The 25,804-nt window shown below is 70.2% G+C and carries 25 protein-coding genes and 1 pseudogene; 20 read left to right on the top strand and 6 right to left on the bottom strand.

Annotated elements, in window-relative coordinates; all coding sequences use genetic code 11:
* Positions 1-67 precede the first annotated feature (67 nt).
* Positions 68-652, top strand: coding sequence for a hypothetical protein (locus tag ACIRO3_RS17865; RefSeq protein ID WP_404137792.1), 585 nt, complete (start codon positions 68-70; stop codon positions 650-652).
* 4 nt (positions 653-656) lie between these two features.
* Here ACIRO3_RS17865 and ACIRO3_RS17860 read toward each other — a convergent pair whose 3' ends face one another.
* The gene (locus ACIRO3_RS17860; RefSeq protein WP_366001460.1) at positions 657-977 is read right to left on the bottom strand and encodes a ferredoxin; all 321 of its coding nucleotides are present in this window, start codon (positions 975-977) and stop codon (positions 657-659) included.
* A gap of 264 nt (positions 978-1,241) precedes the next feature.
* Here ACIRO3_RS17860 and arc point away from each other — a divergent pair, with 264 nt between their 5' ends.
* The 6 genes from arc (at position 1,242) to prcA (ending at position 7,202) form a co-directional block, all read left to right on the top strand.
* Positions 1,242-3,008 (top strand): proteasome ATPase, encoded by a 1,767-nt coding sequence (gene arc / locus ACIRO3_RS17855; protein WP_351752020.1) that lies wholly within the window; start codon positions 1,242-1,244, stop codon positions 3,006-3,008.
* A gap of 252 nt (positions 3,009-3,260) precedes the next feature.
* Positions 3,261-4,772, top strand: coding sequence for a depupylase/deamidase Dop (gene dop, locus ACIRO3_RS17850; RefSeq protein WP_361785054.1), 1,512 nt, complete (start codon positions 3,261-3,263; stop codon positions 4,770-4,772).
* Positions 4,773-4,964: 192 nt separating this feature from the next.
* On the top strand, positions 4,965-5,177 hold the full coding sequence (locus tag ACIRO3_RS17845; RefSeq protein WP_030233608.1) for a ubiquitin-like protein Pup: 213 nt from the start codon (positions 4,965-4,967) through the stop codon (positions 5,175-5,177).
* 72 nt (positions 5,178-5,249) lie between these two features.
* Positions 5,250-5,600: an endonuclease domain-containing protein gene (locus ACIRO3_RS17840; RefSeq protein ID WP_404137509.1), complete on the top strand. Its 351-nt coding sequence runs from the start codon at positions 5,250-5,252 to the stop codon at positions 5,598-5,600.
* The gene (gene prcB / locus ACIRO3_RS17835; RefSeq protein ID WP_404137506.1) at positions 5,552-6,391 is read left to right on the top strand and encodes a proteasome subunit beta; all 840 of its coding nucleotides are present in this window, start codon (positions 5,552-5,554) and stop codon (positions 6,389-6,391) included. Before ACIRO3_RS17840 ends, prcB begins: the two co-directional genes overlap by 49 nt.
* A gap of 46 nt (positions 6,392-6,437) precedes the next feature.
* Positions 6,438-7,202 carry a proteasome subunit alpha gene (gene prcA / locus ACIRO3_RS17830; RefSeq protein WP_351917259.1) on the top strand — a complete coding sequence of 255 codons (765 nt, stop codon included), beginning with the start codon at positions 6,438-6,440 and terminating at the stop codon, positions 7,200-7,202.
* Between the two features lie 57 nt (positions 7,203-7,259).
* On the opposite strand, the gene ACIRO3_RS17825 is transcribed toward prcA, so the two are convergent.
* Positions 7,260-8,255 carry a LacI family DNA-binding transcriptional regulator gene (locus tag ACIRO3_RS17825; RefSeq protein WP_404137502.1) on the bottom strand — a complete coding sequence of 332 codons (996 nt, stop codon included), beginning with the start codon at positions 8,253-8,255 and terminating at the stop codon, positions 7,260-7,262.
* A 136-nt stretch (positions 8,256-8,391) separates the two neighbouring features.
* On the opposite strand from ACIRO3_RS17825, the gene ACIRO3_RS17820 reads away from it, so the two are divergent.
* The 13 genes and pseudogenes from ACIRO3_RS17820 to ACIRO3_RS17760 all read left to right on the top strand — a co-directional run bounded on the left by ACIRO3_RS17820 (position 8,392) and on the right by ACIRO3_RS17760 (position 20,907).
* Positions 8,392-9,654, top strand: a complete 1,263-nt coding sequence (locus ACIRO3_RS17820; protein WP_404137500.1) for an MFS transporter — start codon at positions 8,392-8,394, stop codon at positions 9,652-9,654.
* A 58-nt stretch (positions 9,655-9,712) separates the two neighbouring features.
* Positions 9,713-11,074 carry a Pup--protein ligase gene (gene pafA, locus ACIRO3_RS17815; RefSeq protein ID WP_030768414.1) on the top strand — a complete coding sequence of 454 codons (1,362 nt, stop codon included), beginning with the start codon at positions 9,713-9,715 and terminating at the stop codon, positions 11,072-11,074.
* 130 nt (positions 11,075-11,204) lie between these two features.
* Positions 11,205-12,209 (top strand): FKBP-type peptidyl-prolyl cis-trans isomerase, encoded by a 1,005-nt coding sequence (locus ACIRO3_RS17810; protein WP_404137496.1) that lies wholly within the window; start codon positions 11,205-11,207, stop codon positions 12,207-12,209.
* Between the two features lie 54 nt (positions 12,210-12,263).
* Entirely contained in the window at positions 12,264-12,659 is a 396-nt protein-coding gene (locus ACIRO3_RS17805; protein WP_361785040.1) for an FKBP-type peptidyl-prolyl cis-trans isomerase, read from the top strand.
* A 149-nt stretch (positions 12,660-12,808) separates the two neighbouring features.
* Positions 12,809-13,768 (top strand): WYL domain-containing protein, encoded by a 960-nt coding sequence (locus ACIRO3_RS17800; protein ID WP_361785037.1) that lies wholly within the window; start codon positions 12,809-12,811, stop codon positions 13,766-13,768.
* Positions 13,769-13,814: 46 nt separating this feature from the next.
* Positions 13,815-14,783: a WYL domain-containing protein gene (locus tag ACIRO3_RS17795; protein ID WP_361785035.1), complete on the top strand. Its 969-nt coding sequence runs from the start codon at positions 13,815-13,817 to the stop codon at positions 14,781-14,783.
* Between the two features lie 15 nt (positions 14,784-14,798).
* The gene (locus ACIRO3_RS17790; protein WP_366150247.1) at positions 14,799-15,071 is read left to right on the top strand and encodes a hypothetical protein; all 273 of its coding nucleotides are present in this window, start codon (positions 14,799-14,801) and stop codon (positions 15,069-15,071) included.
* A gap of 25 nt (positions 15,072-15,096) precedes the next feature.
* On the top strand, positions 15,097-15,297 hold the full coding sequence (locus ACIRO3_RS17785; protein ID WP_361785029.1) for a hypothetical protein: 201 nt from the start codon (positions 15,097-15,099) through the stop codon (positions 15,295-15,297).
* A 198-nt stretch (positions 15,298-15,495) separates the two neighbouring features.
* Positions 15,496-15,792: a Sec-independent protein translocase subunit TatA gene (gene tatA / locus ACIRO3_RS17780; RefSeq protein ID WP_404137491.1), complete on the top strand. Its 297-nt coding sequence runs from the start codon at positions 15,496-15,498 to the stop codon at positions 15,790-15,792.
* A 56-nt stretch (positions 15,793-15,848) separates the two neighbouring features.
* Positions 15,849-16,805 carry a twin-arginine translocase subunit TatC gene (gene tatC / locus ACIRO3_RS17775; RefSeq protein ID WP_361785023.1) on the top strand — a complete coding sequence of 319 codons (957 nt, stop codon included), beginning with the start codon at positions 15,849-15,851 and terminating at the stop codon, positions 16,803-16,805.
* Positions 16,806-16,958: 153 nt separating this feature from the next.
* Positions 16,959-17,250, top strand: a pseudogene (locus ACIRO3_RS17770) (sphingosine kinase); the annotation flags it as partial.
* Positions 17,251-17,327: 77 nt separating this feature from the next.
* On the top strand, positions 17,328-20,165 hold the full coding sequence (locus tag ACIRO3_RS17765) for a DEAD/DEAH box helicase (RefSeq protein ID WP_404137487.1): 2,838 nt from the start codon (positions 17,328-17,330) through the stop codon (positions 20,163-20,165).
* 91 nt (positions 20,166-20,256) lie between these two features.
* The gene (locus ACIRO3_RS17760) at positions 20,257-20,907 is read left to right on the top strand and encodes a helix-turn-helix domain-containing protein (RefSeq protein WP_404137485.1); all 651 of its coding nucleotides are present in this window, start codon (positions 20,257-20,259) and stop codon (positions 20,905-20,907) included.
* A 64-nt stretch (positions 20,908-20,971) separates the two neighbouring features.
* Here the strand turns inward: ACIRO3_RS17760 and ACIRO3_RS17755 are convergent, their stop codons facing one another.
* The 4 genes from ACIRO3_RS17755 to ACIRO3_RS17740 form a co-directional block, all read right to left on the bottom strand.
* A complete protein-coding gene (locus ACIRO3_RS17755) occupies positions 20,972-21,937 on the bottom strand; it encodes a pseudouridine synthase (RefSeq protein WP_404137482.1) in 966 nt (321 codons plus the stop codon).
* Positions 21,938-21,973: 36 nt separating this feature from the next.
* Positions 21,974-23,569 (bottom strand): serine hydrolase, encoded by a 1,596-nt coding sequence (locus ACIRO3_RS17750; protein ID WP_404137479.1) that lies wholly within the window; start codon positions 23,567-23,569, stop codon positions 21,974-21,976.
* Positions 23,570-23,945: 376 nt separating this feature from the next.
* Positions 23,946-24,791: a siderophore-interacting protein gene (locus ACIRO3_RS17745; protein ID WP_361786276.1), complete on the bottom strand. Its 846-nt coding sequence runs from the start codon at positions 24,789-24,791 to the stop codon at positions 23,946-23,948.
* A 49-nt stretch (positions 24,792-24,840) separates the two neighbouring features.
* Positions 24,841-25,746: a 5'-3' exonuclease gene (locus tag ACIRO3_RS17740; protein ID WP_361786335.1), complete on the bottom strand. Its 906-nt coding sequence runs from the start codon at positions 25,744-25,746 to the stop codon at positions 24,841-24,843.
* Between the last annotated feature and the right edge of the window lie 58 nt (positions 25,747-25,804).

Raw genomic sequence — 25,804 nt, 5'->3', positions numbered from 1 at the left:
TGGCTCCCCGTCACCCTTCGCACAGGAGACACCCCGCGTGCAGCACAGCCCCGCCGAGCCGGCTCCCATGCCGGAACTCCCGACCCACCACCGCGCCGGGCCCCTCCACTGGATCGCCACGGCCTCGGCCATGGCCGCCGTCATCGCCGCAGCGGGCCTCCTGCAACCGGACCCCGCCACCGGAGCCCCAGCGGCGCCGTCCACCGCCGGCAACCCCGGGGCCCGCAGCGCCCCGCAGGAGCCCGCCCCCGACGCGCACGCGCTCATGTACCCGCTGGCCTGCGGGACCGTCGCACAGCTCGTCACGGCCACCGCCCAGGGCGATCTCGACGGGGACGGACGCCCCGAGACCGTGGCCGCCGTACGCTGCGACGCCGGCTCGGGAACCCCGCCCCACGCGATCTACGTACTCACCCGGGCCGCCGCCCCCGGCTCCGCCCCGCGTGTCGTCGCCACCCTGCTCGACCCCGCCCGCCGACAGAACGCCACCGACCTCACCGTGAGCGACGGCCGGGTCACCGCGACCCTCCTCGGCTACTCCTCACGCCAGGTGCCGCGCTCCGACCCTGATGTGAAGCAGCTCTCCAAGTGGCGCTGGGTGGGCGGAAAATTCCGCCAGGAGCTGACGGACTCGACCGCCAGAAGTGTTTGAACCGTCACTCGGCGTCGGGACCGTAGACCTCGACCCTGTCCGAAACGCGCCTTACGTGGATGCAGTCACCCGGGCATTCCTTCGCGGAGTCGACCACGTCCCGCAGCAGCGTCAGAGGTACCGGAGTGGTCGCCCCCACGTCCTGCAGGAGCTCGTCCTCGGGGCTCTTCACGTACGCCAGACCATCGATGTCCAGCTCGAACACCTCCGGGGCGTACTGCACGCAGATGCCGTCCCCGGTGCAGAGGTCCTGGTCGATCCAGACCTCAAGCGACTCATCCGTCTCGCCGCCGCCGCCCGTGGGAGCCTCCTGCTGCACGGTCATATCTCCTGCCGTTCCCTGCGCTGAGTGATCCATCCCGGTCACAACTCGCAGCAAGTCGCGCGAGCCCTGACGGGTGTTGAACAGTTCGACCTTACAACCGGCTGCTTTCCGATGTTGCTGGGTGGGTATTTCCTTGGCGTGAGGGAGTACGCAAGGGTGAAGATCGGACACACCCCTACCGTCTTTGTGATCTAGGGGTTTCAATCACCACCAGCCCAGGTAGGGTCAGGAAGCGTCCAGCTCCCCTTGGAGGAGGTGAGGACCGTGGCAGCCCACGACGACGACATCAACCGCGGCATCCGGCCCGGGCGAGGGTCTGATGACCCCGCCGGCCAGGTTGCCTATCTCGAGCAGGAAATCGCCGTCCTGCGACGTAAGCTCGCCGACTCTCCGCGGCACGCGAGGATTCTCGAAGAGCGGATCGTCGAGCTCCAGACGAATCTGGCCGGCGTATCCACGCAGAACGAACGACTGGCGAATACCCTCCGTGAGGCCCGCGACCAGATCGTGGCCCTCAAAGAAGAAGTCGACCGGCTCGCCCAGCCGCCGGCCGGATTCGGTGTCTTCCTTCAGGCGAACGAGGACGGCACCGTCGACATCTTCACCGGAGGCCGAAAGCTTCGCGTGAACGTGAGCCCCAGCGTCGAACCGGAAGACCTCCGGCGCGGCCAGGAGGTCATGCTCAACGAAGCACTCAACGTGGTCGAGGCCATGGAGTTCGAACGGGCCGGGGACATCGTCACCCTCAAGGAGATCCTCGAGGACGGCGAGCGCGCCCTGGTGGTCGGGCACACCGACGAGGAGAGGGTGGTGAGGCTCGCCGAGCCGCTCCTGGACATCACCATCCGCCCCGGCGACGCCCTCCTGCTCGAACCCCGCTCCGGCTACGTCTACGAAGTGGTCCCCAAGAGCGAGGTCGAGGAACTCGTCCTCGAAGAGGTCCCGGACATCGACTACGACAAGATCGGCGGCCTGGGCGACCAGATCGAGCTGATCCGCGACGCCGTCGAGCTCCCGTACCTCCACCCCGACCTCTTCAAGGAACACGAACTGCGGCCCCCCAAGGGCATCCTGCTCTACGGCCCTCCCGGCTGTGGCAAGACGCTCATCGCCAAGGCCGTGGCCAACTCCCTTGCCAAGAAGGTCGCCGAGGTGACCGGCCAGCCCGCGGGGAAGTCCTACTTCCTGAACATCAAGGGCCCCGAACTCCTCAACAAGTACGTCGGCGAGACCGAGCGGCACATCCGCCTCGTCTTCCAACGTGCCCGGGAGAAGGCGAGCGAGGGCACCCCCGTCATCGTCTTCTTCGACGAGATGGAATCCCTCTTCCGCACCCGCGGATCCGGTGTCAGCTCGGACGTGGAGAACACCATCGTCCCCCAGCTGCTCGCCGAGATCGACGGTGTGGAAGGCCTGGAGAACGTCATCGTCATCGGCGCCTCCAACCGCGAGGACATGATCGACCCGGCCATCCTGCGCCCCGGCCGTCTCGACGTGAAGATCAAGATCGAGCGTCCGGACGCCGAGGCCGCCAAGGACATCTTCGCGAAGTACCTCAAGGCCACCCTGCCCCTGCACACGGACGACCTGTCCGAACACCAGGACTCCAGGGCCGGCACCGTCCACAGCATGATCCAGACGGTCGTCGAGCAGATGTACGCCGAAACCGAGGAGAACCGCTTCCTCGAGGTCACGTACGCCAACGGCGACAAGGAAGTCCTCTACTTCAAGGACTTCAACTCGGGCGCGATGATCCAGAACATCGTGGACCGTGCGAAGAAGATGGCCATCAAGGCCTTCCTCGAGCACAAGCAGAAGGGCCTTCGGGTCTCCCATCTCCTCCAGGCCTGCGTGGACGAGTTCAAGGAGAACGAGGACCTGCCGAACACCACCAACCCGGACGACTGGGCCCGCATCTCCGGAAAGAAGGGCGAGCGGATCGTATTCATCCGCACGCTCGTCACCGGAAAGCAAGGCGCGGACACGGGCCGCTCCATCGACACGGTGGCAAACACCGGTCAGTACCTCTGACGAAGCGGGGCGGCTGCGGGTGCCCGGCCAAGGGCACCCGCAGCCGACTGCTTTATGCCGACTGCTTTTCAGCCGGTGACAAGGCAAATTCAATGACTGAAATGATCTCCCCACCAGCGCGGAGTGGTTCTAGGCTCTTCCGTACCGCCTCCTCCGCAGTGCGGGGACGGACACCGCACGAAACGCACCGGAGCACCAGCGGTACTTGAGCGCCGCTCCCGAACGGGAGCGCCGCCGGGCAAGGAGGGCCGCATGACCGTACGGCGAGTAATGGGGATCGAGACGGAGTACGGGATCTCCGTCCCGGGGCACCCGAACGCCAATGCCATGCTCACCTCGTCCCAGATCGTCAACGCCTACGCGGCGGCGATGCACCGGGCGCGGCGCGCCCGCTGGGACTTCGAGGAGGAGAATCCGCTGCGGGACGCCCGCGGCTTCGACCTCGCCCGCGAGGCCGCCGACAACAGCCAGCTGACCGACGAGGACATCGGCCTCGCCAACGTCATCCTCACCAACGGCGCCCGGCTCTACGTCGACCACGCGCACCCCGAGTACAGCTCCCCGGAGATCACCAACCCGCTCGACGCCGTGCTCTGGGACAAGGCAGGCGAACGGATCATGGCCGAGGCCGCCGAACGGGCCGCCCAGCTCCCCGGCGCCCAGCCGATCCACCTCTACAAGAACAACACCGACAACAAGGGCGCCTCCTACGGCACGCACGAGAACTACCTGATGAAGCGGGAGACCCCCTTCTCGGACATCGTGCGCCACCTGACCCCCTTCTTCGTCTCCCGGCAGGTCGTCACGGGCGCGGGACGCGTCGGCATCGGCCAGGACGGCCGCGAGCACGGCTTCCAGATCAGCCAGCGCGCGGACTACTTCGAAGTCGAGGTCGGCCTGGAGACCACCCTCAAGCGGCCCATCATCAACACCCGCGACGAACCGCACTCCGACGCCGAGAAGTACCGCCGGCTCCACGTGATCATCGGCGACGCGAACCTGTCGGAGATCTCCACCTACCTCAAGCTCGGCACCACCGCCCTGGTGCTGTCGATGATCGAGGACGGGTTCATCACCGTGGACCTGGCCGTGGACCAGCCGGTGCGCACCCTCCACCAGGTCTCCCACGACCCCGACCTGCGACACCTGATCACGCTCCGCAGCGGGCGGACCCTGACCGCCGTGCAACTCCAGATGGAGTACTTCGAGCTGGCCAGGAAGTACGTGGACGAGCGTTTCGGGTCCGACGCGGACGAGCAGACCAAGGATGTCCTCGCTCGGTGGGAGGACGTACTGGGCCGGCTGGAGACGGACCCCATGAGCCTGTCCGGGGAACTGGACTGGATCGCGAAGCGGGAGATCCTGGAGGGCTACCGCCGGCGGGACAGCCTCGACTGGGACGCCGCCCGGCTGCACCTGGTGGACCTCCAGTACGCGGACGTACGGCCGGAGAAGGGCCTGTACAACCGTCTGGTGGCCCGCGGCAAGATGAAGCGACTGGTGGACGAGGCGGCCGTGGAACGGGCCGAGGGCAAGCCTCCGGAGGACACCCGGGCGTACTTCCGGGGCCGCTGCCTGGAGCAGTACGCCGACGACGTGGCCGCGGCCTCGTGGGACTCGGTGATCTTCGACCTGCCGGGTCACGACTCGCTCCAGCGGGTCCCCACCCTGGAGCCGCTGCGAGGCACCAGGGCCCATGTGAAGGAGCTCCTGGACCGCTGCCGGACGGCGGAGGAACTGGTGCGGGTGCTCTCGGGCCGCTGAGGCCATTCCGGTACCGGGACGGGGCCTGAAAAGGCTCCGCCGAGGGAATCATGAAGTCACCCGGACGTTGTGAAAGTACCGGGACGAATGTCGGGGCCTCCTTGTAGGGTCCGGCGTAGGGTCTGATCTTGAGAGATCCCGATTCCGGGGTCTCTCGACATGAGCGTGCGAACCGAGCGGGGTGAGGTAGACATGGCGACCAAGGACACCGGCGGCGGACAGCAGAAGGCGACGCGCTCGACCGAGGAGGTCGAGGAGGCGGCGGTCGAGGAATCGACCGACCTCAAGGAGCGCCAGGAAAAGCTCTCCGACGACGTCGATTCGGTACTTGACGAGATTGACGACGTCCTCGAGGAGAATGCTGAGGATTTCGTGCGGTCCTTCGTTCAGAAAGGTGGAGAGTGACTTCGCCTTTGATCCAAAGGTGACGCTCTTCGGGGGGAAGGCTCGACGGCCTGCAGGTCTCTCCTGCAGGCCGTGCGGAGCCGAGTACCGCCAAGTACTGCCGCCGTTGCGGAGAGGTCGAACCGCATTCGGAACGGGACCGCGACAAGAGGGCTTCGGGCGGTTCATCCACACGACGCCTGGCATGCCGTGCGGTCGGGCGTCGTAGGGGCCGTCCGAAGTCGCCTGAAGGTTCCGGCCGTGCATGTGGATCACTGCCACGAGGCGGGTAGGGTCCGAGGCGTACCGTGCTTCAACTGCAAGTCGGCCATCGGCAAGTTGGGAGACGATCCCGACACTTCGCGTCGGGCCATCTCATACCTGGAAGGAAACCTGTGGAACCCAACACTCGTAGCACAGGGCGTCTACCGGCAGCCTTCCTGACGCCGGGGTCCTCGTCCTTCATGGACTTCCTCGGGGCGCACCGGCCCGAGATGCTGCCGGGGAACCGCAAGCTCCCCGACGGGGTCGTCGAGGCGCCGCACGGGACGACGATCGTCGCGACGACGTTCCCCGGTGGGGTGGTGCTCGCCGGTGACCGGCGGGCGACCATGGGGAACATGATCGCCCAGCGGGACATCGAGAAGGTGTTCCCGGCCGACGAGTACTCCGCGGTGGGCATCGCGGGTACGGCCGGCCTCGCCGTCGAGATGGTGAAGCTGTTCCAGCTGGAGCTGGAGCACTTCGAGAAGGTGGAGGGGGCGACCCTCTCGCTGGAGGGCAAGGCGAACCGCCTGTCCACCATGATCCGCAGCAACCTTGGGATGGCGATGCAGGGGCTGGCCGTCGTGCCGCTCTTCGCGGGCTACGACGAGGCCAAGGAGAAGGGCCGGATCTTCTCCTACGACGTGACCGGCGGCCGCTCCGAGGAGCACGGGTTCGCCGCCACCGGGTCGGGTTCGATCTTCGCTCGCGGGTCCATGAAGAAGCTGTACCGTCCCGATCTGACGGAGGAGCAGGCCACCACCTTGGTCGTGCAGGCGCTGTACGACGCGGCCGACGACGACTCGGCGACCGGTGGACCGGACCTCTACCGTCACATCTATCCCATTGTCACCGTCATCACCGACGAGGGCTTCCGCCGGCTGAGCGACGACGAGTCGCAGGCGCTGGCCCGCTCGGTGACCGACCGTCGGCTGGAGCAGCCCGACGGCCCGCGCGCCGCCCTGCTCTGACCATCCGTCGCCTCGTAGGAGCCCAGAAGAAAGGGACGGTCAGCCGGTGTCGACTCCGTTCTATGTTTCACCTCAGCAGGCCATGGCCGACCGGGCGGAATACGCCCGGAAGGGCATCGCCCGCGGTCGCAGCCTGGTCGTGCTGCAATACGCCGACGGCATCGTGTTCGTGGGGGAGAACCCGTCCCGCGCGCTGCACAAGTTCAGCGAGATCTACGACCGGATCGGCTTCGCGGCCGCCGGCAAGTACAACGAGTACGAGAACCTGCGGATCGGTGGCGTGCGCTACGCGGACCTGCGCGGATACACCTACGACCGCGACGACGTGACGGCCCGTGGGCTCGCCAACGTCTATGCGCAGACGCTGGGCACCATCTTCTCCAGCGCGGGCGAGAAGCCGTACGAGGTGGAGCTGGTGGTGGCCGAGGTCGGTCCGACGGCCGCGGGCGATCAGATCTACCGGCTGCCGCACGACGGTTCGATCGTGGACGAACACGGCTCGGTCGCGGTCGGCGGCAACGCCGAGCAGATCAGTACGTTCCTCGATCAGCGTCACCAGGACGGGATGACCCTGTCCGAGGCGTTGAAGTTGGCGGTGCAGGCGCTGTCGAGTCAGGCGAACGGCGCGGACAAGGCGATTCCGGCCGAGCGGCTGGAGGTCGCGGTGCTGGACCGTACGCGGGCGCAGCAGCGGAAGTTCAAGCGGATCCGGGGTCGGCAGTTGGCGCGGTTGTTGGAGGCGGACGTGCCGGCGGCGGCGCAGGCCGACGCCGTGTCGAACGACGAGGTGCCGGAGGACGACGCCGAGTAGGACGTGTGTGGAGGGGCCCCGGTCTGCCGTTCGCGGTGGGTCGGGGCCTTTTCGCGTTCAGGCGGGTGCGGGGCCGGTGGAGTCGCGGACGACGAGTTCGACGGGGATGTCGGGGGCGGACCACGGGGTGCCGTCGAGGACGGCGAGGAGGGCGCTCATGCCCTGCTCGCCGACGCGCTCGGCGGGCAGGCGGACGGTGGTGAGTTCGGGGTCGAGGGCGGTGGCCAGGGCGAGGTCGTCGAAGCCGGTGACGGAGAGGTCGTCGGGGACGCGCAGGCCGAGGCGTCGGGCGGCCTTGCAGGCACCGGCGGCGAGGATGTCGTCGTCGCAGATGACGGCGGTGGGCCGGGGCCCGGGGGCCCCCAGGACGGCTTCCATGGCCGCGCGGGCGCCGTCCACGGTGAGGGGGGCCCGGACGGTGCGCAGTGCGGTGGAGGGGCCCAGGAGGGCCGGCAGGGCCGTGGCGCGGATGTGGAAGGTCCAGGAGTCGACGGCCGAGGCCAGGTGGAGGAAGCGGCGGTGGCCGTGGTCGAGGAGGTGGGTGACGGCTTGGCGCATGCCGTCGGCCATGGCGAGGTTGACGTGGGCGGCGGCGGTGTCGGAGGCGGGGTCGCTGTCGAGCATGACGAGGGGGAGGCCTTCGCGGCCGAGGTCGTCGAGGGCGTCGGCGGCCATGGAGGAGGCGATGACTCCGTCGAGGGCGGCGCGGGCGGAGGGGAAGGGGTCGCGGGCGGGTCCGGTGCCGTCGGGGGACGGGTAGAGGACGACGCCGAAGCCGTGTTCGGCGGCGACGCGGGCGGCGCCGGTGTAGACGCGGGCGAAGAACTCGTTGGTGAGGGCGGGGACGACGAGGAGGGCGGTGCGGGTGGAGCCGAGGCGCAGGTTGCGGGCGGCGAGGTTGGGGCGGTAGCCGAGGGCGCCGGCGGTTTCGCGGACGAGGTCGGCGGTCCGCGGGGCAACGCGGCCGCGCCATTTGTCGCCGAGGACGAGGGAGACGGTGGCCTGGGAGACCCCGGCGGCGGCGGCGACGTCCCGGCTGGTGGGTCTCGTCACAGGGGGCTCCCGATGTCGCAGGTCATGGGGTGGGGGGTGGTCCGGCGGGTGGACCCGTGGACTGGGGACATGGTACGTATGACCCGTCACGTTATACGTATTACCCCGGTGGGTTCCGGGCAGGAGGGGAGCGGACATGGCCGCGGGTTATGCGGAGCTGCTCAGGACCAGGCATGCCGCGAGGCTGCTGGTGGGCACGCTCATAGGGCGGTTGCCCAATGGCACGGCGGCCATCGCGATCGTGTTGTTCACCCGGGCCGAGGGCGGCAGCTACAGCCTGGCGGGCGCGTTGGCGGCGGCGTACGGGGTGGCCAACGCGGTGGGGCAGCCGCTGCTGGGGCGGGCCGTGGACCTGTACGGGCAGCCGCGCGTGCAGTTGCCGGCCGCGGTGGTCTCCGCGCTGGGCATGGCCTGGCTGGCGTTGGCCGGGACGGGGTCGGTGGCGGTCGCCTACGCGGCCGTGGTCGTGGCGGGGTTGTTCACGCCTCCGTTGGAGGGCGGGTTGCGCGCGCTGTGGCCGGGGGTGCTCGGCGGCAAGGAGGAGCGGGTCCACGTCGCGTACGCCATGGACGCGGTGGCGCAGGAGGTCATGTTCACGGTCGGCCCCCTGCTGGTGACGCTTTTCGTGGCGCTGTGGGATCCGGCGGTGGCGCTGCTGGTGATCAACGGCATCGGTGTGCTGGGTGCGCTGTCCGTGGTGGTCTCGCAACCGTCCCGTGCGTGGCGTTCCGCTCCGCGGGAGGCGCATTGGCTGGGTGCGCTGCGTTCGCGGGGCCTGTTGGCGTTGTTGGGGGCGTTCTTCTTCGTGGGTACGGCCCTGGGTTCGATCACGGTGGCCGGCGTGGCGTACGCGGACGGGCACGGCGGGCAGGCGGTGTACGGCTGGTTGATGGCGGCCCTGGGTCTGGGCGCGCTGGTGGGTGGTGTGGTCTACGGGGCCCGGCAGTGGGCGGGGGCGGCCGAGCGGCGGTTGCGGATGCTGGTCGCGTTGCTGGCGGTCTGCTATCTGCCGTTGATGCTGACGCCGGGGCCGGTGGGCATGACGGCGTTGTCGGCGCTCGCGGGTGTGTTCCTGGCGCCGGCGATCGCCTGCGCGTTCATCGTCGTGGACCGGCACGCTCCGCGGGGCACGGTGACGGAGGCGTTCTCGTGGTTGGTCACGTTCTTCGGGGTGGGTGCGGCGATCGGTACGGCGGTGGCGGGACCGGCGGTGGAACTGGGCGACACGAGGGCGGGTTTCGCGGTGGCGAGCGTGGCCGGTGCGGCCGCCCTGGTGGTTCTGATGACCACTCAGCGGGTGCTGGCCGCGCCGGTGCGCGGCGGGGTGGTGGCGGGCGCCGGCGGGGCTCCCTCGGAGGGCTCGCAGGAGGGGTCCGCGGACCCTCTGATCAGAAACTGATCGGAACGGCGCCGGCGAACCCGGTTTCAGAAGAGGGCAGAAGGCGTAATGTTCAGTCATGGACCGCCGCATTTTCGGGCTGGAGAACGAGTACGGCGTCACGTGCACGTTCAGGGGACAGCGCCGACTGTCTCCTGACGAAGTGGCGCGCTACCTCTTCCGCCGTGTTGTGTCATGGGGCCGCAGCAGCAATGTCTTCCTGCGGAACGGCGCCCGCCTCTACCTCGACGTGGGTTCGCATCCGGAATATGCAACTCCCGAATGCGACAACCTGACCGAACTGGTCACTCACGACAAGGCCGGCGAGCGCATTCTCGAAGGCCTGCTCGTCGACGCCGAACGCCGCCTGCACGAGGAGGGAATCGCGGGCGACGTCTACCTCTTCAAGAACAACACCGACTCGGCGGGCAATTCTTACGGCTGCCACGAGAACTATCTCGTGGCGCGGCACGGAGAATTCTCCCGTCTGGCGGACATCCTCATTCCCTTCCTCGTCACGCGCCAGCTGATCTGTGGCGCGGGCAAGGTGCTGCAGACCCCCCGGGGCGCGGTCTACTGCGTCAGTCAGCGGGCCGAGCACATCTGGGAGGGCGTCAGCTCCGCCACGACGCGTTCCCGGCCGATCATCAACACCAGGGACGAGCCGCACGCGGACGCCGAGCGGTACCGGCGGCTGCACGTGATCGTCGGTGACTCGAACATGTCCGAGACGACCATGCTGCTCAAGGTCGGGGCCACCGATCTGGTGCTGCGCATGATCGAGGCGGGCACGGTGATGCGGGACCTGACCCTGGAGAACCCGATCCGGGCCATCCGCGAGGTCAGTCACGACATCACGGGGCAGCGCAAGGTGCGCCTGGCGAGCGGTCGCGAGGCGTCCGCCCTGGAGATCCAGCGCGAGTACTACGACAAGGCCGTGGACTTCGCCGAGCGTCGGGGCATCCGTACCGGTGTCGTCGACCAGGTGCTGGAGTTGTGGGGTCGCACGCTCGACGCGATCGACGCGGAGGACCTGGACCGGATCGGCACCGAGATCGACTGGGTCATGAAGTACCAGCTGATCGAGCGGTACCGGGCGAAGCACAACATGACCATGTCGAATCCGCGGGTCGCGCAGATAGACCTCGCGTACCACGACATCCACCGTCGGCGCGGTCTGTACTACCTGCTGGAGCGCAAGGGGCAGGCGGCGCGGATCTGCAACGACCTGAAGATCTTCGAGGGCAAGTCGGTGCCCCCGCAGACGACCAGGGCCCGGCTGCGCGGCGACTTCATCCGCCGGGCGCAGGAGCAGAGGCGGGACTTCACCGTCGACTGGGTTCACCTGAAGCTGAACGACCAGGCGCAGCGGACGGTGCTGTGCAAGGACCCGTTCCGGTCGGTGGACGACCGGGTGGAGAAGCTGATCGCCGGGATGTGATGTCCGGCGGTGGAGGGCCCCGTGCGCCGTGGCGTGCGGGGCCCTTCGCACGGCGCCGCCTTGTCGGCGAGGGGGTTGGCCGTAGAGTGGGCCGCTACGACGGACCATTCCAGCGACCCTGAGGACCACTGTGCGACGCCGACTTGCTGCCGCGCTCATCGTGCCGGCTCTGATGCTCACCGCGGCCTGCGGAGGGGGCGACGACAAGGACACGAAGGATTCCGCGTCCCCGTCGGCCGATGCCTCGCAGCCCTCGGCACCGAAGGCGGTCGCGTCCGCGGACCCGATGCCCACCGTCGCGGGTGAGGTCGGGAAGAAGGCGCAGATCACCGTTCCCAAGGGCGACCCGAGCGGCAAGTTCGTGGTGAGCACGGTGAAGGAGGGGGCGGGCACGGAGATCAAGAAGGGCGATCTCGTCGTCACGAAGTACACGGGCAAGGTCTGGAAGGGCGGCAAGGACCTGAACGGGTCCTACGACGAGGGCGGCGCGCCGATCGTCGTCACCGCCGGTTCGCCGGAGATCCTGCCGTTGTTCAGCGAGTCCGTGGTGGGCAAGAAGGTCGGCAGTCGGGTGCTGGTCGTCGCGCCTCCGGCGGCGGCGTTCGGTGACAAGGGTCAGCCGCAGCTGGGTGTCGGTCCGACGGACAACCTGGTCTTCGTGATGGACATCGAGTCGACCCTGCCGAAGAAGGCCGAGGGCACGCAGGCACCGATCCCGTCGGACCTGCCGCAGGTCAAGGCGGACAAGGACGAGGCCGCCACGATCACGATCCCGAAGAACGACCCTCCGAAGGAGCTGGTCGACAAGGTCCTGATCGAGGGCAAGGGCCCCGAGGTCAAGAACGGTCAGACCGTCTACATGCAGTACAGCGGTGCCGCGTGGGCGCCGAACCAGGGCAAGGACGCCGCGAAGCTGTTCGACACCTCGTGGAAGACGGGTTCGCCGTTCTCCACGGTGATCGGTCAGGGTCAGGTCATCGAGGGCTGGGACAAGGGTCTGGTCGGCAAGAAGGTCGGCAGCCGTGTTCTGCTGGTGATTCCGCCGGAGATGGCCTACAAGGACCAGGCCAAGGGTGAGGACCTGCCGGCCAACTCCACCCTCGCCTTCGTCGTGGACATCGTCGGAGCAGTGTAAGACTGGTTCGGTCCCCTTCCCGGCTCAGCTCGGGAAGGGCCCCGGTTCGTAGACATGAGGAGCAGTTCCGTGAGCGACCAGCTTGAGAAGCCCGAGATCGACTTCCCCGAGGGCGCAGCCCCCGCCGATCTCGTGATCGAGGACATCTGGGTGGGCGACGGCGCCGAGGCCAAGGTCGGTGCGTTCATCAAGGTCCACTACGTGGGCGTGGCGTTCTCCACCGGCGAGGAGTTCGACGCCTCCTGGAACCGCGGTTCCGCGCTGGCGTTCCAGCTCGGTGTCGGCCAGGTCATCAAGGGCTGGGACCAGGGCGTGCAGGGCATGAAGGTCGGTGGCCGTCGCAAGATCACCATTCCCGCGCACCTCGCGTACGGGGACAGCGGCGCGGGGGGCGGCAAGATCGCCCCGGGCGAGACGCTGATCTTCGTCTGCGACCTGATGGACGCCTGATCCCCAGGTCGTGAACAGTGTGGGCCCCCGCCGGACGGCGGGGGCCCTCGCTTTTGCGGGGGACGGCCGGGACGGTACGGTCAACGGTCACGAGGCCGTACGCGTACGCGTACGTCGGGGTGTACGTCGAGAAGGGCGGAAGGGCGTCGATGGCGATTGCCAAGGCCGAGCGGCTGATGAATCTGGCGCTGTGTCTGCTGGGGACCCGACGGCCCCTCAGCAAGCGCGAGCTGCGCGGTTCGATCGAGGCCTACATGGAAGCCGGCAACGACGAATCCTTCAACCGGATGTTCGAACGGGACAAGGACGACCTGCGGGAACTCGGCCTGGTCATCGAGACGGTGGAGAACCTGGACGGTGACACCGGCTACCTGGCCCGCCGCGACAGCAACCGACTGCCGCCCGTCTCCCTGGACGCCGAGGAGGCCGCCGCCCTCGGGTTGGCGGCGAAGGTCTGGCAGCAGGCCCGCCTGGCGGGCGCGGCCAACGGCGCCCTGCAGAAGCTGCGCGCCGGCGGGATGCCCGAGGCGGGCGATCCGTACGAGGGTCAGCACAGCGCGATCGAGCCGCGGATCCCGGTGCACGAGGCGGCCTTCGAGCCGCTGATGTTGGCGTGTCGGGACCGGCGGCCGGTGGTCTTCGACTACCGCAAGTCCACCGCGGCGAGGCCCGAGACGCGCCAGGTCGAGCCCTGGGCGTTGGAGTGCTGGCGGGGTCACTGGTACCTGGCCGGTTTCGACCGGGACCGGGGCGCGGAGCGGGTGTTCCGGCTCTCCCGGATCACGGGCAAGGTCCGCTCCCGGGCGGCGAAGTACACCGCCGAGGTGCCGGACGTGGTGACCGTGCGGGAGACCGTCGCGAGCTGGGCCGGCGAGAGCGCCGACCGTTCCGCGGTGATCCGGCTGCGCACCGGGGCCGGTTATCCGCTGCGGGCCAAGGCCACCGCGGTGCGCGAGGGCGTGGCCGAGGGCTGGGACGAGCTGGAGATCCCGTACGGGCACGGGCTGGACGCCTGGCTGGTCGAGTTCGGCCCGGACGTCGTGGTGGTGGGACCCGCGGACCTGCGGGCCGACGTGGTGGACCGGCTGCGCGCCGTCGCCAAGGGCTGAAACCGCAACATTCGCCAGAACCGCCCTGAGGGGGAGACGTACCAGCATGGCTGCGAACGCCATTGACCAGACCCGCCGGATGCTGTCCCTGGTGACGTATCTGCGCGAACGCCCCGGAGCGCACGTCGCCGACGTCGCGCGCGCCTTCGGGATCACCGAGGACGAGCTGATCTCGGACCTCGACGTACTGCCCATGTGCGGCACCAGCTTCCGGGGCGGGGACCTGCTCGACATCGACACCGACGGGGAGCGCATCTGGTGGCGCAATCCCGACGCGTCGGGGGAGTCCACCGCCGAGCCGCTGCGGCTGGCCGCCGACGAGGCGACCGCGCTGCTGGTCGCCGCCCGTGCGGTGGCCACCCTGCCGGGGTTGCGCGAGAGCGACCGGGACGCGTTGTTGCGGGCCACCGCCAAGTTGGAGGCGGCGGCCGGCGAGGTGGCCGGGGCGAGCTCCCGGCTGTCGGTGACCTTCGAGTCGGAGGGCGGGGTCTTCGCGGACGTCGACCGCGCGATCGCCGAGCGGCGCCGCGTCCGGCTGCGCTACTACTCGCCCGCGCGCGACGAGCTGACCGAGCGCACGGTGGACCCGATCCGGTTGTTCGCGGTGGGGCACACGTACATGGAGGGGTGGTGTCACCTCTCGGAGGCGCGACGGACCTTCCGGCTCGACCGGGTCGCCGAGATCACCCTGCTCGACGAGCGGTCCGACCCGCCCGCGATCGAGCCGCGGGACCTGTCCGAGGGGCTGGTCCAGCCGGCCGCGGAGGATCCGGAGGTCGTGGTCGAGGTGGGTCCGGGCGGACGCTGGGTCGCCGAGTACTACCCCCACGACAGCGCCGAGGAACTGGCGGAGGGCGGCCTGCGGATCACGCTGCGCAGCCCGGACCCCGGGTCGCTGCGCCGGTTGGCGCTCCGGCTGGGTCGGGAGGGGCGCATCGTGTCCCCGCCGGAGCTGGCGGACAGCGCCCGGAAGGCCGCTGGAGAGGCGCTCGCGGGGTACGGGGAACAGGGCTAGGGGGAGCGGGGAGCGATGTCGCCATCATCTGGGCCGGCGCCGGGGTCCGGCCCGGCGGAGTCGGCGGCCGCGCCCGTCGCGGTCACCTTCAAGGCCGGCTGCCCCGACTGCCGGGCCCGCTTCGAGCTCGGGGCGGGCGCCCTGAGGCTGGCCATCGGGGGCAGCCGACGGACGACCTTCTACTCGTTCACGTGTCCCGAATGCGGCGCCTCGGTGCGCAAACCCGCCGGTGAGCGGATCGTGGAGCTGCTGACGGGCGGCGGAGTGAGCACCCTGCGCCGTGTCTGAGCCCGCAGTGGCCTAGGCTCGTCCCATGCTGTGGCCGATGATCGCAATTGCCCTGGGTTTCCTCGGTGTCGCCGTTCTCGGCGTGCTGGCCGTACGGGTCTTCGTCCAGGTCCGGCGGTTGTCCGGCCAGGTGGCCGACGCCAGCCGCCGGATCACCGAGGCCTCGGGCGACCTCGAACGGGCCGCGAGCGACCTGGCCCGCACGGGACGCGCCACACTCCCGTAACCCCTGCCCATGGAAACTGCGGGTCGTGACCCGTACCGTCGGTCCCGTCACCCCGTGCGCGTGGATGCGGGGAGACGCCGGGGGATTGCCGGGCGTTAACCCCCGGGGGTTACGATCGTTGCAGGAGGGCGTGCCGGATCTTCGTCCGGCGTGACCCGCCACCACAACCAGCCGTTTCGGTGAGTAAGGAAGACACACATGATCGGCAATCTGAAGCCCCTTGAGATCCTTCTGATCATCGCTGTCATCGTGTTGCTGTTCGGTGCCAAGAAGCTCCCCGAGATGGCTCGCTCCCTCGGCAAGTCGGCCCGCATCCTCAAGAGCGAGGCGAAGGCCATGAAGAAGGACGGCGAGCCCGAGGACACGGCCACCGCGGCCACGGTCGCCGACCAGGCCGGTGCCCAGCCGGTCGCCCCGCGCACGATCCAGGCCGCGCCCGGTGACGTCACCAGCTCGCGCCCGGTCAACGAGCCGAACCGCACCACCCAGGGCTGACGGCCGACGGCCACGTCGGTCACGCCAGTCATCTGCATCGAGACGAGGGACGTGGGTTGCTCAAGTCTGCCCGCAAGCAGGAGAAAGCGGACAAGGACGCCGAAGGGCGCATGCCTCTTGTCGAGCACCTGCGTGAGCTGAGAAACCGCCTGCTGAAGTCGGTCCTGGCGATCATCCTGATCACTGTCGTCGCGGCCTTCTTCTACAAGGACCTCATCGACTTCATGCTGAAGCCGATGCTGGACTCCGTCGGCTGCACCGACGGGGTGGTGTCGCAACGCAACGGCCGCCCCTGCGCCGACATGACCGTGAACGGTCTCATCGCACCGTTCTCGATCGCCCTCAAGGTCTCGCTCACCGCCGGCATCGTGCTCTCCGCCCCGGTCTGGCTCTACCAGCTGTGGGCGTTCGTCGCCCCCGGCCTGCACGGGCACGAGAAGAAGTACGCGATCAGCTTCGTGGCGGTCGGCGCACCGCTCTTCGGCGCCGGCGCGGTCCTCGCGTACAAGATCCTTCCGCAGACCGCGACGATCCTGCTCGAATTCACCCCCGATCACGCGCGCAACCTGCTGCCGGTCGACGACTACCTCGACCTGGTCACGCGGATGGTCGTCGTCTTCGGCCTCGCCTTCGAACTGCCGCTGCTGCTGATCCTGCTGAACTTCACCGGGGTCCTCACCGCGAAGCGACTGGCGAGCTGGTGGCGGGTGATGATCCTCGGCATCACGGTCTTCGCCGCCTTCGCGACGCCCACCGGCGATCCGCTCACCATGCTGTCGCTGGCCGCCCCGATCGTCGCCCTCTACTTCGTCGCGCTCGGTGTCTGCCTGGTCAACGACCGCAGGCGCAGGCGCAACAACCCCGACGCGGGTCTCGACGACGACGAGGCCGCCGAGCTGGACCTGACCCCCGCCCCCATCGGCGCGGTGGGCTCCGCGCCCGCCCCCTCCGCACTGCCGGAGCAGGCCGACGGCGGACGCCGACAGATCAACGGTTACGACGACGCGACCTGAGGGGCCCGCCCCGGGCCGGCTGCGGACCGCGGTGCGGAAGGGCACCGGCGCGGTGATCGCAGTCGGCGGCGAGATCGACCCGAGGCGAGCCGCCGGCACCCGGTACGGGACCGCGCTGGGCTCCGGTTTCGACCCGTCCCCCGGACGGAGTCCGGGGGAGGCTGCTCCTGCGGCGGCGGCATGCGCATCCGCGCGGACGCGCATGCCCGACGACGGACTGTTCGACGTCACCCTGGTCGGCGACCGCGGGCGCGCCACCCTGCTCACGCTGTTCCCGCAGGCCGACGGGGGGACGCATCTTGGCCACCCGAAGGTGAGCGTCCACCGTGCCTCGAAGGTCACCCCGGAGGCCGTCGGCATCACCGCCTGCGCCGACGGGGAGCCGCTGGGGCCGCTGCCCCTGACGGCCGAGTGCGGACCGGCGGCCCTGCGGCTCCTGGCGTAGGGCCCCGTTCCGGCCACCGGCACTCGTCGTAAAGATCGCGACTGTTGTCAGGGCCGGCGGGTAGGCTCGACGACAAGATGACCGAAGAACTCTCACCCGCGGAGCGCTACGCCGCTGCCCGGATCCGCGCCGCCGAAGAGGCCACCGCCCTGGCCCCCTTCCGCGAGATGTACGAATTCGGCCTGGACCCGTACCAGGTCGAGGCATGCAAGGCACTGGAGGCCGGAAAGGGCGTCCTCGTCGCCGCGCCGACGGGCTCGGGCAAGACGATCGTCGGCGAGTTCGCCGTGCACCTGGCCCTGCGACAGGGCCGCAAGTGCTTCTACACCACGCCCATCAAGGCCCTGTCGAACCAGAAGTACGCCGACCTCGTCAAGCGCTACGGCGCCGACAAGGTGGGCCTGCTGACCGGCGACAACAGCGTCAACTCCGAGGCACCCGTGGTCGTCATGACCACCGAGGTGCTCCGCAACATGCTCTACGCGGGCTCCCAGTCGCTGCGCGGACTCGGCTACGTCGTGATGGACGAAGTGCACTACCTCTCCGACCGGTTCCGCGGAGCCGTCTGGGAGGAGGTCATCATCCACCTCCCCGAGTCGGTGACCCTGGTCTCCCTCTCCGCGACCGTGTCCAACGCCGAGGAGTTCGGCGACTGGCTCGACACCGTGCGCGGCGACACCGAGGTGATCGTCTCCGAGGAGCGGCCCGTACCGCTGTGGCAGCACGTCATGGCCGGCCGCCGGGTCTACGACCTCTTCGAGGAGGAGTCCGACCACGGCGGTCGCGGCTCCACCCGCCGCGAGGTCAATCCGGACCTGCTGCGCATGGCGCGCGAGGAGAACAGCCGCACGTACAACCCGAAGGACCGGCGGCGCGGCAAGATGGTCCGCGAGGCCGACCGCGAGCGCGAGCGGCGCTCCCGCAGCCGGATCTGGACCCCGAGCCGACCCGAGGTCATCGGCCGGCTCGACAACGACGACCTGCTCCCCGCCATCAACTTCATCTTCAGCCGCGCCGGCTGCGAGGCCGCCGTCCAGCAGTGCCTGTACGCCGGCCTGCGGCTCAACGACGAGGCCGGACGCCTGCGGGTACGCGAGATCGTCGAGGCGCGGACCGCCACCATCCCCAGCGAGGACCTGCACGTCCTCGGCTACTACGAGTGGCTCGAAGGCCTGGAGCGGGGCATCGCCGCGCACCACGCGGGCATGCTGCCCAAGTTCAAGGAGGTCGTCGAGGAACTCTTCGTCCGCGGCCTCGTGAAGGCCGTCTTCGCCACCGAGACCCTCGCGCTGGGCATCAACATGCCCGCGCGCACGGTCATCCTGGAGAAGCTGGTCAAGTGGAACGGCGAACAGCACGCCGACATCACCCCGGGCGAGTACACGCAGCTCACCGGCCGGGCCGGCCGGCGCGGCATCGACGTCGAGGGCCACGCGGTCGTGCTCTGGCAGCGGGGCATGGACCCGGCGGCCCTCGCCGGACTCGCCGGAACCCGCACCTATCCGCTGCGCTCCAGTTTCAAGCCCTCGTACAACATGGCCGTGAACCTGGTCCAGCAGTTCGGGCGGCACCGCTCGCGCGAACTCCTGGAAACCTCCTTCGCGCAGTTCCAGGCGGACCGCTCGGTCGTCGGCATCTCCAAGCAGGTGCAGCGCAACGAGGAGGGACTCCAGGGCTACCAGGAGGGCATGACCTGCCACCTGGGGGACTTCGAGGAGTACGCGCGGCTGCGCCGCGACCTCAAGGACCGCGAGACGGAACTCGCCAAGCAGGGCGCGGCGCAGCGTCGGGTGCAGGCGGCCGGATCGCTGGAGAAGCTCAAGCCGGGCGACATCATCCACGTGCCGACCGGCAAGTTCGCCGGGCTGGCGCTGGTCCTCGACCCGGGCGTGCCGGCCGGACGCTCCAACGGGCACCGCGGGCACGAGTACACCGAGGGCCCGCGCCCGCTGGTGCTCACCGCCGAACGCCAGGTCAAGCGGCTCGCCGCCATCGACTTCCCGGTGCCGGTCGAGGCGATCGACCGGATGCGGATCCCGAAGACCTTCAACCCCCGTTCCCCGCAGTCGCGTCGGGACCTGGCGACCGCGCTGCGCAGCAAGGCCGGGCACGTCAGCCCGGAGCGCCGGCGGCGCGAACGCGCCGCCGCGGCCGACGACCGCGAGATCGCCCGGCTGCGCACCGAGCTGCGGGCGCACCCCTGCCACGGCTGCGACGAGCGCGAGGACCACGCCCGGTGGGCCGAGCGCTACCACCGGCTCCAGCGGGACACCCAGCAGTTGGAGCGGCGGATCGAGGGGCGGACGAACACCATCGCCCGCACCTTCGACCGGATCCACGCGCTGCTCACCGAGCTGGACTACCTGCGCGAGGACGAGGTCACCGTGCACGGCAAGCGGCTCGCCCGGCTGTACGGGGAGCTCGACCTGCTGGCCTCCGAGTGCCTGCGCGAGGGCGTCTGGGAAGGCCTCTCCCCGGCCGAACTGGCTTCCTGCGTATCGGCGTTGGTGTTCGAGTCGCGGCAGGCCGACGACGCGGTGGCGCCCAAGGTGCCCGGCGGCGCGGCGAAGGCGGCGCTCGGCGAGATGGTCCGGATCTGGGGCCGGCTCGACGCGCTGGAGGAGGAACACCGCATCAACCAGGCGGAGGGGGTGGGTCAGCGCGAACCGGACCTCGGCTTCGCCTGGGCGGCCTACCAGTGGGCCTCCGACAAGAGCCTGGACGAGGTGCTGCGCGAGGCGGAGATGCCGGCGGGCGACTTCGTGCGCTGGTGCAAGCAGGTCATCGACGTGCTGGGGCAGATCGCCGCCGCGGCCCCGTCGTCCTCGGACAGCGGGAGCACGGTGGCGCGAAACGCCCGTAAGGCCGTGGACGCACTCCTTCGGGGTGTAGTGGCATACAGCTCCATCAGCTAGACGCTTTTGGGGCTTCCTCCGAGAGTCGGGATGGCCGGATCTCATCTCTTGCCATGATCGATTCCACGTGTCCTGTGCGACGATCGGTCGCATGAGTGGGGGAACGGACGAAGGACCGAGACGGGTCGGTCGGCCTCGCGCCGATCAACTGAGACCGCAAAGCGGCCGGCCGCCGCGCGAGGAACTCCTGCGCGCGGCGGCCGAGCTGTTCACGGTGCGCGGGTACGGGGCCACCACCACGCGGGAGGTGGCCGAGCGGGCCGGAATGCGCCAGGCCACGATGTACCACTACTTCGACGGCAAGGAGGAACTCCTCGCCGAACTCCTGGAATCCACGGTGGCGCCCTCGCTGGCGCTGGCCCGGCGACTGTCGGCCGAGACCGGCCGGCCCGCGGCGCACCGGCTGTGGGAGCTGTGCCGCTCGGACGTGATGCTGCTGTGCGGGGCGCCGCACAACCTGGGCGCGTTGTACCTGCTGCCCGAGGTCGCCGGCGACCGGTTCGGCAGGTTCCACCGCATGCGAGGTGAACTGCGCGACGTCTACCTGGAGTTGCTGTACGCCGCCTCGGTCGACACCGAACTCGTGGACGACCGGGACGGGTTGGCCCTGCGCAACGATCTCGTCTTCGGGCTGATCGAGGGCGTCATGCTCATCCGCCGCTCCGACCCGGCGCGCCCGATGGCGACCTTCGCGGAGGCGGCGGCCGATGCGGCCCTGCGGATCGCGGGCGTGGCGCGCTGAGGGTCGGCGCGGGCTGAACGGCTTCGCGTGCCGGGCGGCGCGTGTGTCGGGCGGCCGGCGCGTGTCAGGCGGCTTCGGGGTCGGATTCCCAGCCCGCCCGGTCGTCCCAGGCGCGCAGGCTCAGCCCGCTCTCCAGCTGATGGACCGTACCGGTGACGGGATCGGTGAACTCAAGCTTGCGGGCCAGCAGTTGGAGCGGGCGGCGGTAGTCGGCCGGATCCGCGGCGGGGGCGACCACCGGGTAGACCGGGTCCCCGAGGATCGGCAGGCCCAGGGCGTTCATGTGTACCCGCAGCTGGTGGGTGCGACCGGTGTGCGGGGTCAACCGGTACCGGCCCAGGTCACCCCGTACGGCGATGAGCTCGACGCGGCTCTCCGCGTTCGGCTCGACGTCCGGGAGTTCCACGGCCGCCATCACGCCGCGGATCTTCTCGATGTGACTGCGGACGGTCCGGGGCAGCGCCACCGCGGGATCGTGCGGGGCGAGGGCCTCGTACTCCTTGAAGACCTTCCGCTGCTCGAACAGCGACTGGTACGCGCCGCGGTCCTCGGGACGGATGCTGAACATCACCAGTCCGGCGGTCATCCGGTCCAGCCGGTGCGCCGGACTCAGCGCCGGCAGGTCCAACTCCTCGCGCAGCCGAGCCAGGGCGGTCTGGGTGACGTGGCTGCCGCGCGGGGTGGTCGCCAGGAAGTGAGGCTTGTCCACGACCAGCAGGTGCGCGTCCCGGTGCACGACCGGGATGGGGAAGGGCACCACGGGCTCGGCCGGCATGTCCCGGTGGAACCACAGGAAGCCGCCCGCCTCGTACGGGTCCTCCGGGCGCATTACCCGCCCGCCGACGCCGAGCACCCGGCCGTCGCGCAGGAGCCGCGCCATCGACTCGGCGCCGCGGGTACCCGCGTACCGGGCCGTGAGGTAGGTGCCGAGATCCGGCCACATCCCCTCCGGATCGGGGGGAAGCCGCAGCCGTACCGGATCGATGCCGGAGACCTGGGGCAGGGGCGCGGGCGGGATGTTCCGTTTCATCGGGCTCCAGCCTAGGCGCTGCCGCTGCCGCTGCCGCTACCGCTCGGTGAAGGTTCCCAGGTGGTCGGCGTCGAGGTACTCGACACGGAGCGTGCCGTCGGCGAACGTCACCCCGGTGCGGCCCACGGCGTTCTCGCCGACGGTCTCGAAGCTGAACACGTCGCCGTCGTAGTGGGTGAGCGGGAACCGCAGGGGCTTCGGCCCGAGAGCCAGGGTCAGTCCGTCGCCGTCCGGGTCCGCGGTGACGGTGGCCTTGCCGTAGTAGGGGTTGTCGTAGGTCCCGGTGTACGCGGCGACGTCCTGGGCGGGCTTCGCGCCGGCGGGCGGGTGGGCGTAGTCGGTGGGGGAGCGGCCCGCGGCGTCCATCTGCGCGTACAGCCCGCCGGTGAGCCCCAGCCAGTCGGCGGTGGCCTTGCCGTGTTCGGCGAAGTCGAAGAAGTCCAGGGCGACGGCGTCGGCGAGGCCGACGGGGGCGCCGTTGGTCAGGACGACGATCCCGAGCCGCTCCAGCGGCAGCATCGTGACGTTGGTGTTCGCGCCGAGCTCGAAGGCGCCGGAGTGGCTCAGGCGCAGCCGACCGGCCTGGTCGTAGGAGACGTTCCAGCCGAGACCGTAGAACCCGGTCGTCGCGGTGGGCGTGGCGGGCGGCTGCGAGACGATCGCGGGGACATGCGTGCGGGACAGGGTGTCCTCGGGGATGATCCGCCGCCCGTCCAGGGTGCCTTCGGCCAGTTGGAGGCGCAGCCAGCGGGACATGTCCCGGGCCGTCGAGCTGACCCCGCCCGCCGGGGACTGGGCGTCCGGGTCGCGGACGAGGCGCGGACTCCAGGTGCCGTCGGGGTTCCTCACGTGCGTGGCGGCCCGGTCCGTCGCCCGCTCGAAAGCGGCGAACTCCGTGCTGGTGCGCGTCATGCCCGCGGGCTTGAAGAGGGTGTCCTCGGCGAGCTTCTGCCAGCTGGTGCCGCGGGCCCGGGCGATGGCCTCGGCGGCGGCCGTGAAGCCGAAGTTGGTGTACGCGTAGCTCGCGCGGAACGGGGCAAGGGGCGCCACGCGCAGGTGATCGAGGATGTACGCCTGGTCGTAGCCGAGGTCTTCGAGGAGATCACCGGCGTGGTCCGGGAGGCCGCTGCGGTGCGAGAAGAGGTCGGCCGTGGAGACGTGATCGGTGACCCACGGGTCCTTGAGGGAGAAACCGGGGAGCGGGACGTGCCGGTCCCACTCGTCGGGAGTGGTCAGGGCGCCGGCCACCACCGTCGAGGAGACGGGCTTGGAGAGGGAGGCGATCTGGAAGACCGTGTCGGGATCGACCTCGGCGCTCCGGTCGGTCCGGCGCAGCCCGAAACCCTTGAGGTGGACGACCTCGTCGTCGTGGACCACGGCCACGGACACGCCGGGGACGCCGGTGCGACGCATCATGTCCGTGACGGTGGCGTCGAGGCGGGCCACCGCCTTGTCGACGGCGGCGTCGGTGAGGCGGGGCTTCGGTGGGGGCGGGACGGCCGTCGTTCCCGCAGGGGTGGGGGTGGTGGCGGTGGCGGTGGCCGCGGGGGTTGCGGTGCCTGTGCCCGCGGTGGTCGCGGTGGCCAGCAGCATGGCGGCCCCTGCCGCGCCGAGCACGCGGAGCGTACGCATGGGGTCATTGTCCCGCCGGACGGGCGGGGGCGCGCGGTGGCCTGCGGCCGGCCTGTGGGGGCGGGCGGTTCGGGGTGGGGGCGGTGCTTTGGGCGCGGGGCGGGTGCGCGGAGCGGCCCCGGCTGCGCCGGGCTTTCGGGGCCCGCCCCGGACCCCGCGCCTCGAACGCCGGCGGGGCTGGAACTGGTCGGGGTCGGTCCCGGGTCCGCCGGCGGGGGTGGATTTGGCCGGGCCGCCCCGGACCCCGCGCCTTGAACGCCGCTGGAACTGGTCGGGGTCGGTCCCGGGTCCGCCGGCGGGGGTGGATTTGGCCGGGCCGCCCCGGACCCCGCGCCTCGAACGCCGGCGGGCTGGAATTGGCGGGGGCCCCCGGGGGTCAGACCGTGGCGGGGGTGGGGAGTTCTTGTTCGGCTTCGACCTTGGCGTTCCAGTCGCGCTTGATCGCGCGCCAGCCCTCGTCGGTCTCGCCCAGGCGCCAGTAGCCGGAGATGGAGAGACGTTCCCGCGGGATGCCGCGTTCGACGCGCAGGTGGCGGCGGAGTTCCTTCACGAAGCCCGCTTCGCCGTGGACGAAGGCGTGGACGTCCGCGGAGGGGAACCGCAGGGCGGTGACCGCCTCGACCAGGGCCTCGCCGACGGGGCGGTTCCCGCGGTGCAGCCAGATCGGGGCCACGCCGTCGGGGGTGGCGACCTTCTGCTCGTCGTCCGGGCCGTCGACCTCGATGAAGGCGTGCACCACGGCCCCGGCCGGCATCCGCTCCATCGTCGCGGCGATCGCCGGCAGGGCGCTCTCGTCGCCCGCCAGGAGGTGCCAGCCCGCGTCCTCGGCCGGGGCGTAGGCGCCGCCCGGCCCGAGGAAGCGGACGAGCTCGCCCGGCTGGACCCGGGCGGCCCAGGGGCCGGCCAGACCCTCGTCGCCGTGGACGACGAAGTCCAGGGTCAGCTCGCGGTGCGTCGGGTCCCAGCAGCGCACCGTGTACGCGCGCTGGCGCGGCCACTCCTCGCTGGGGTGGGCCGAGCGGATCTGGTTCAGGTCCCACGGCACCGTGTACGTGACGCCGTCCGGTGCGAACAGGAGTTTGACGTAGTGGTCGGTGAACTCGCCCGCGCCGAAACCGGCCAGGCCCGCACCGCCCAACACGATGCGCACCATGTGCGGCGTGAGCCGTTCGGTGTGTACGACGACGGCGGTGCCGACTGTGCGGGCGCGTCCTTCTGCCACGGCGTCTCCCCTGACTCCCCAGAAACTTAGGATTACCTAAGTTAGCACCTCAGGGGCGCAGCGCGCCTCCCAGGCGAGATACGGCTCCACCAAGACCCCACCGGTGGGCCAACGCGTCGACCATCTCCGGATCCGCCGCAACCGCCGGGATGGCGGGGTCGAAGGGGGGAAGCGGGACGTCCGAGGCGACCTGGACCACCTTCGGGGCCACCGCCAGATATGGCCGGGATTCGTCGAGTCGCCTGCGCTGCGTGGGGGTGAGCCCCGACGTGGGGTCGTCGATCGCGGCGATGATCCCGGCGAGGTTCCCGTACGCGTCCAACAGCTTGGCCGCCGTCTTCTCGCCGATCCCCGGCACGCCCGGCAGGCCGTCGCTCGGGTCGCCGCGCAGCAGCGCCAGGTCCGCGTACCCGGGGCCGTCCACCCCGTACTTCTCGCGCAGCCAGGCCTCGTCGGTGACCTGGAGCGTGCCGACGCCCTTGAGCGGGTACAGCACGCGGCGCCGCTTCGCGTCGTCCACCAGCTGGTACAGGTCACGGTCGCCGGTGACGATGTCCACCGGGCCGGTCGCCCGCGCCGTCAGGGTGCCGATGACGTCGTCGGCCTCGTAGCCGGCGACACCCACCCGGGCGATCCCGAACGCGTCCAGCGCCGCCTCGATGATCGGCACCTGCGGGGCGAGGGTGTCGGGGGTCTCCTCCAGGTCCGGGCCGGTCTCCGTCTCCCGCGCGACCCGGTGGGCCTTGTAGGACGGGATCAGTTCCACCCGCCAGTGCGGTCGCCAGTCGGCGTCCATGCAGGCCACCAGGTCGTCGGGGCGGTGGTCCTGGACCAGCCGGCCGATGAAGTCGAGCAGCCCGCGCACGGCGTTGACCGGGGTGCCGTCGGGGGCCTTCACGGAGTCCGGCACACCGAAGTAGGCGCGGTAGTAGAGGGAGGCGGTGTCCAGGAGCATCAGGCGTCGTGTCGTCACGCTGACGATGATGCCGCAGCCGTCCGACGGCCCGCGGGCG

Source organism: Streptomyces sp. NPDC102278, from assembly GCF_044766345.1.
GTDB lineage: Bacteria > Actinomycetota > Actinomycetes > Streptomycetales > Streptomycetaceae > Streptomyces.
This window is presented reverse-complemented; position numbering and strand designations above follow the sequence as displayed.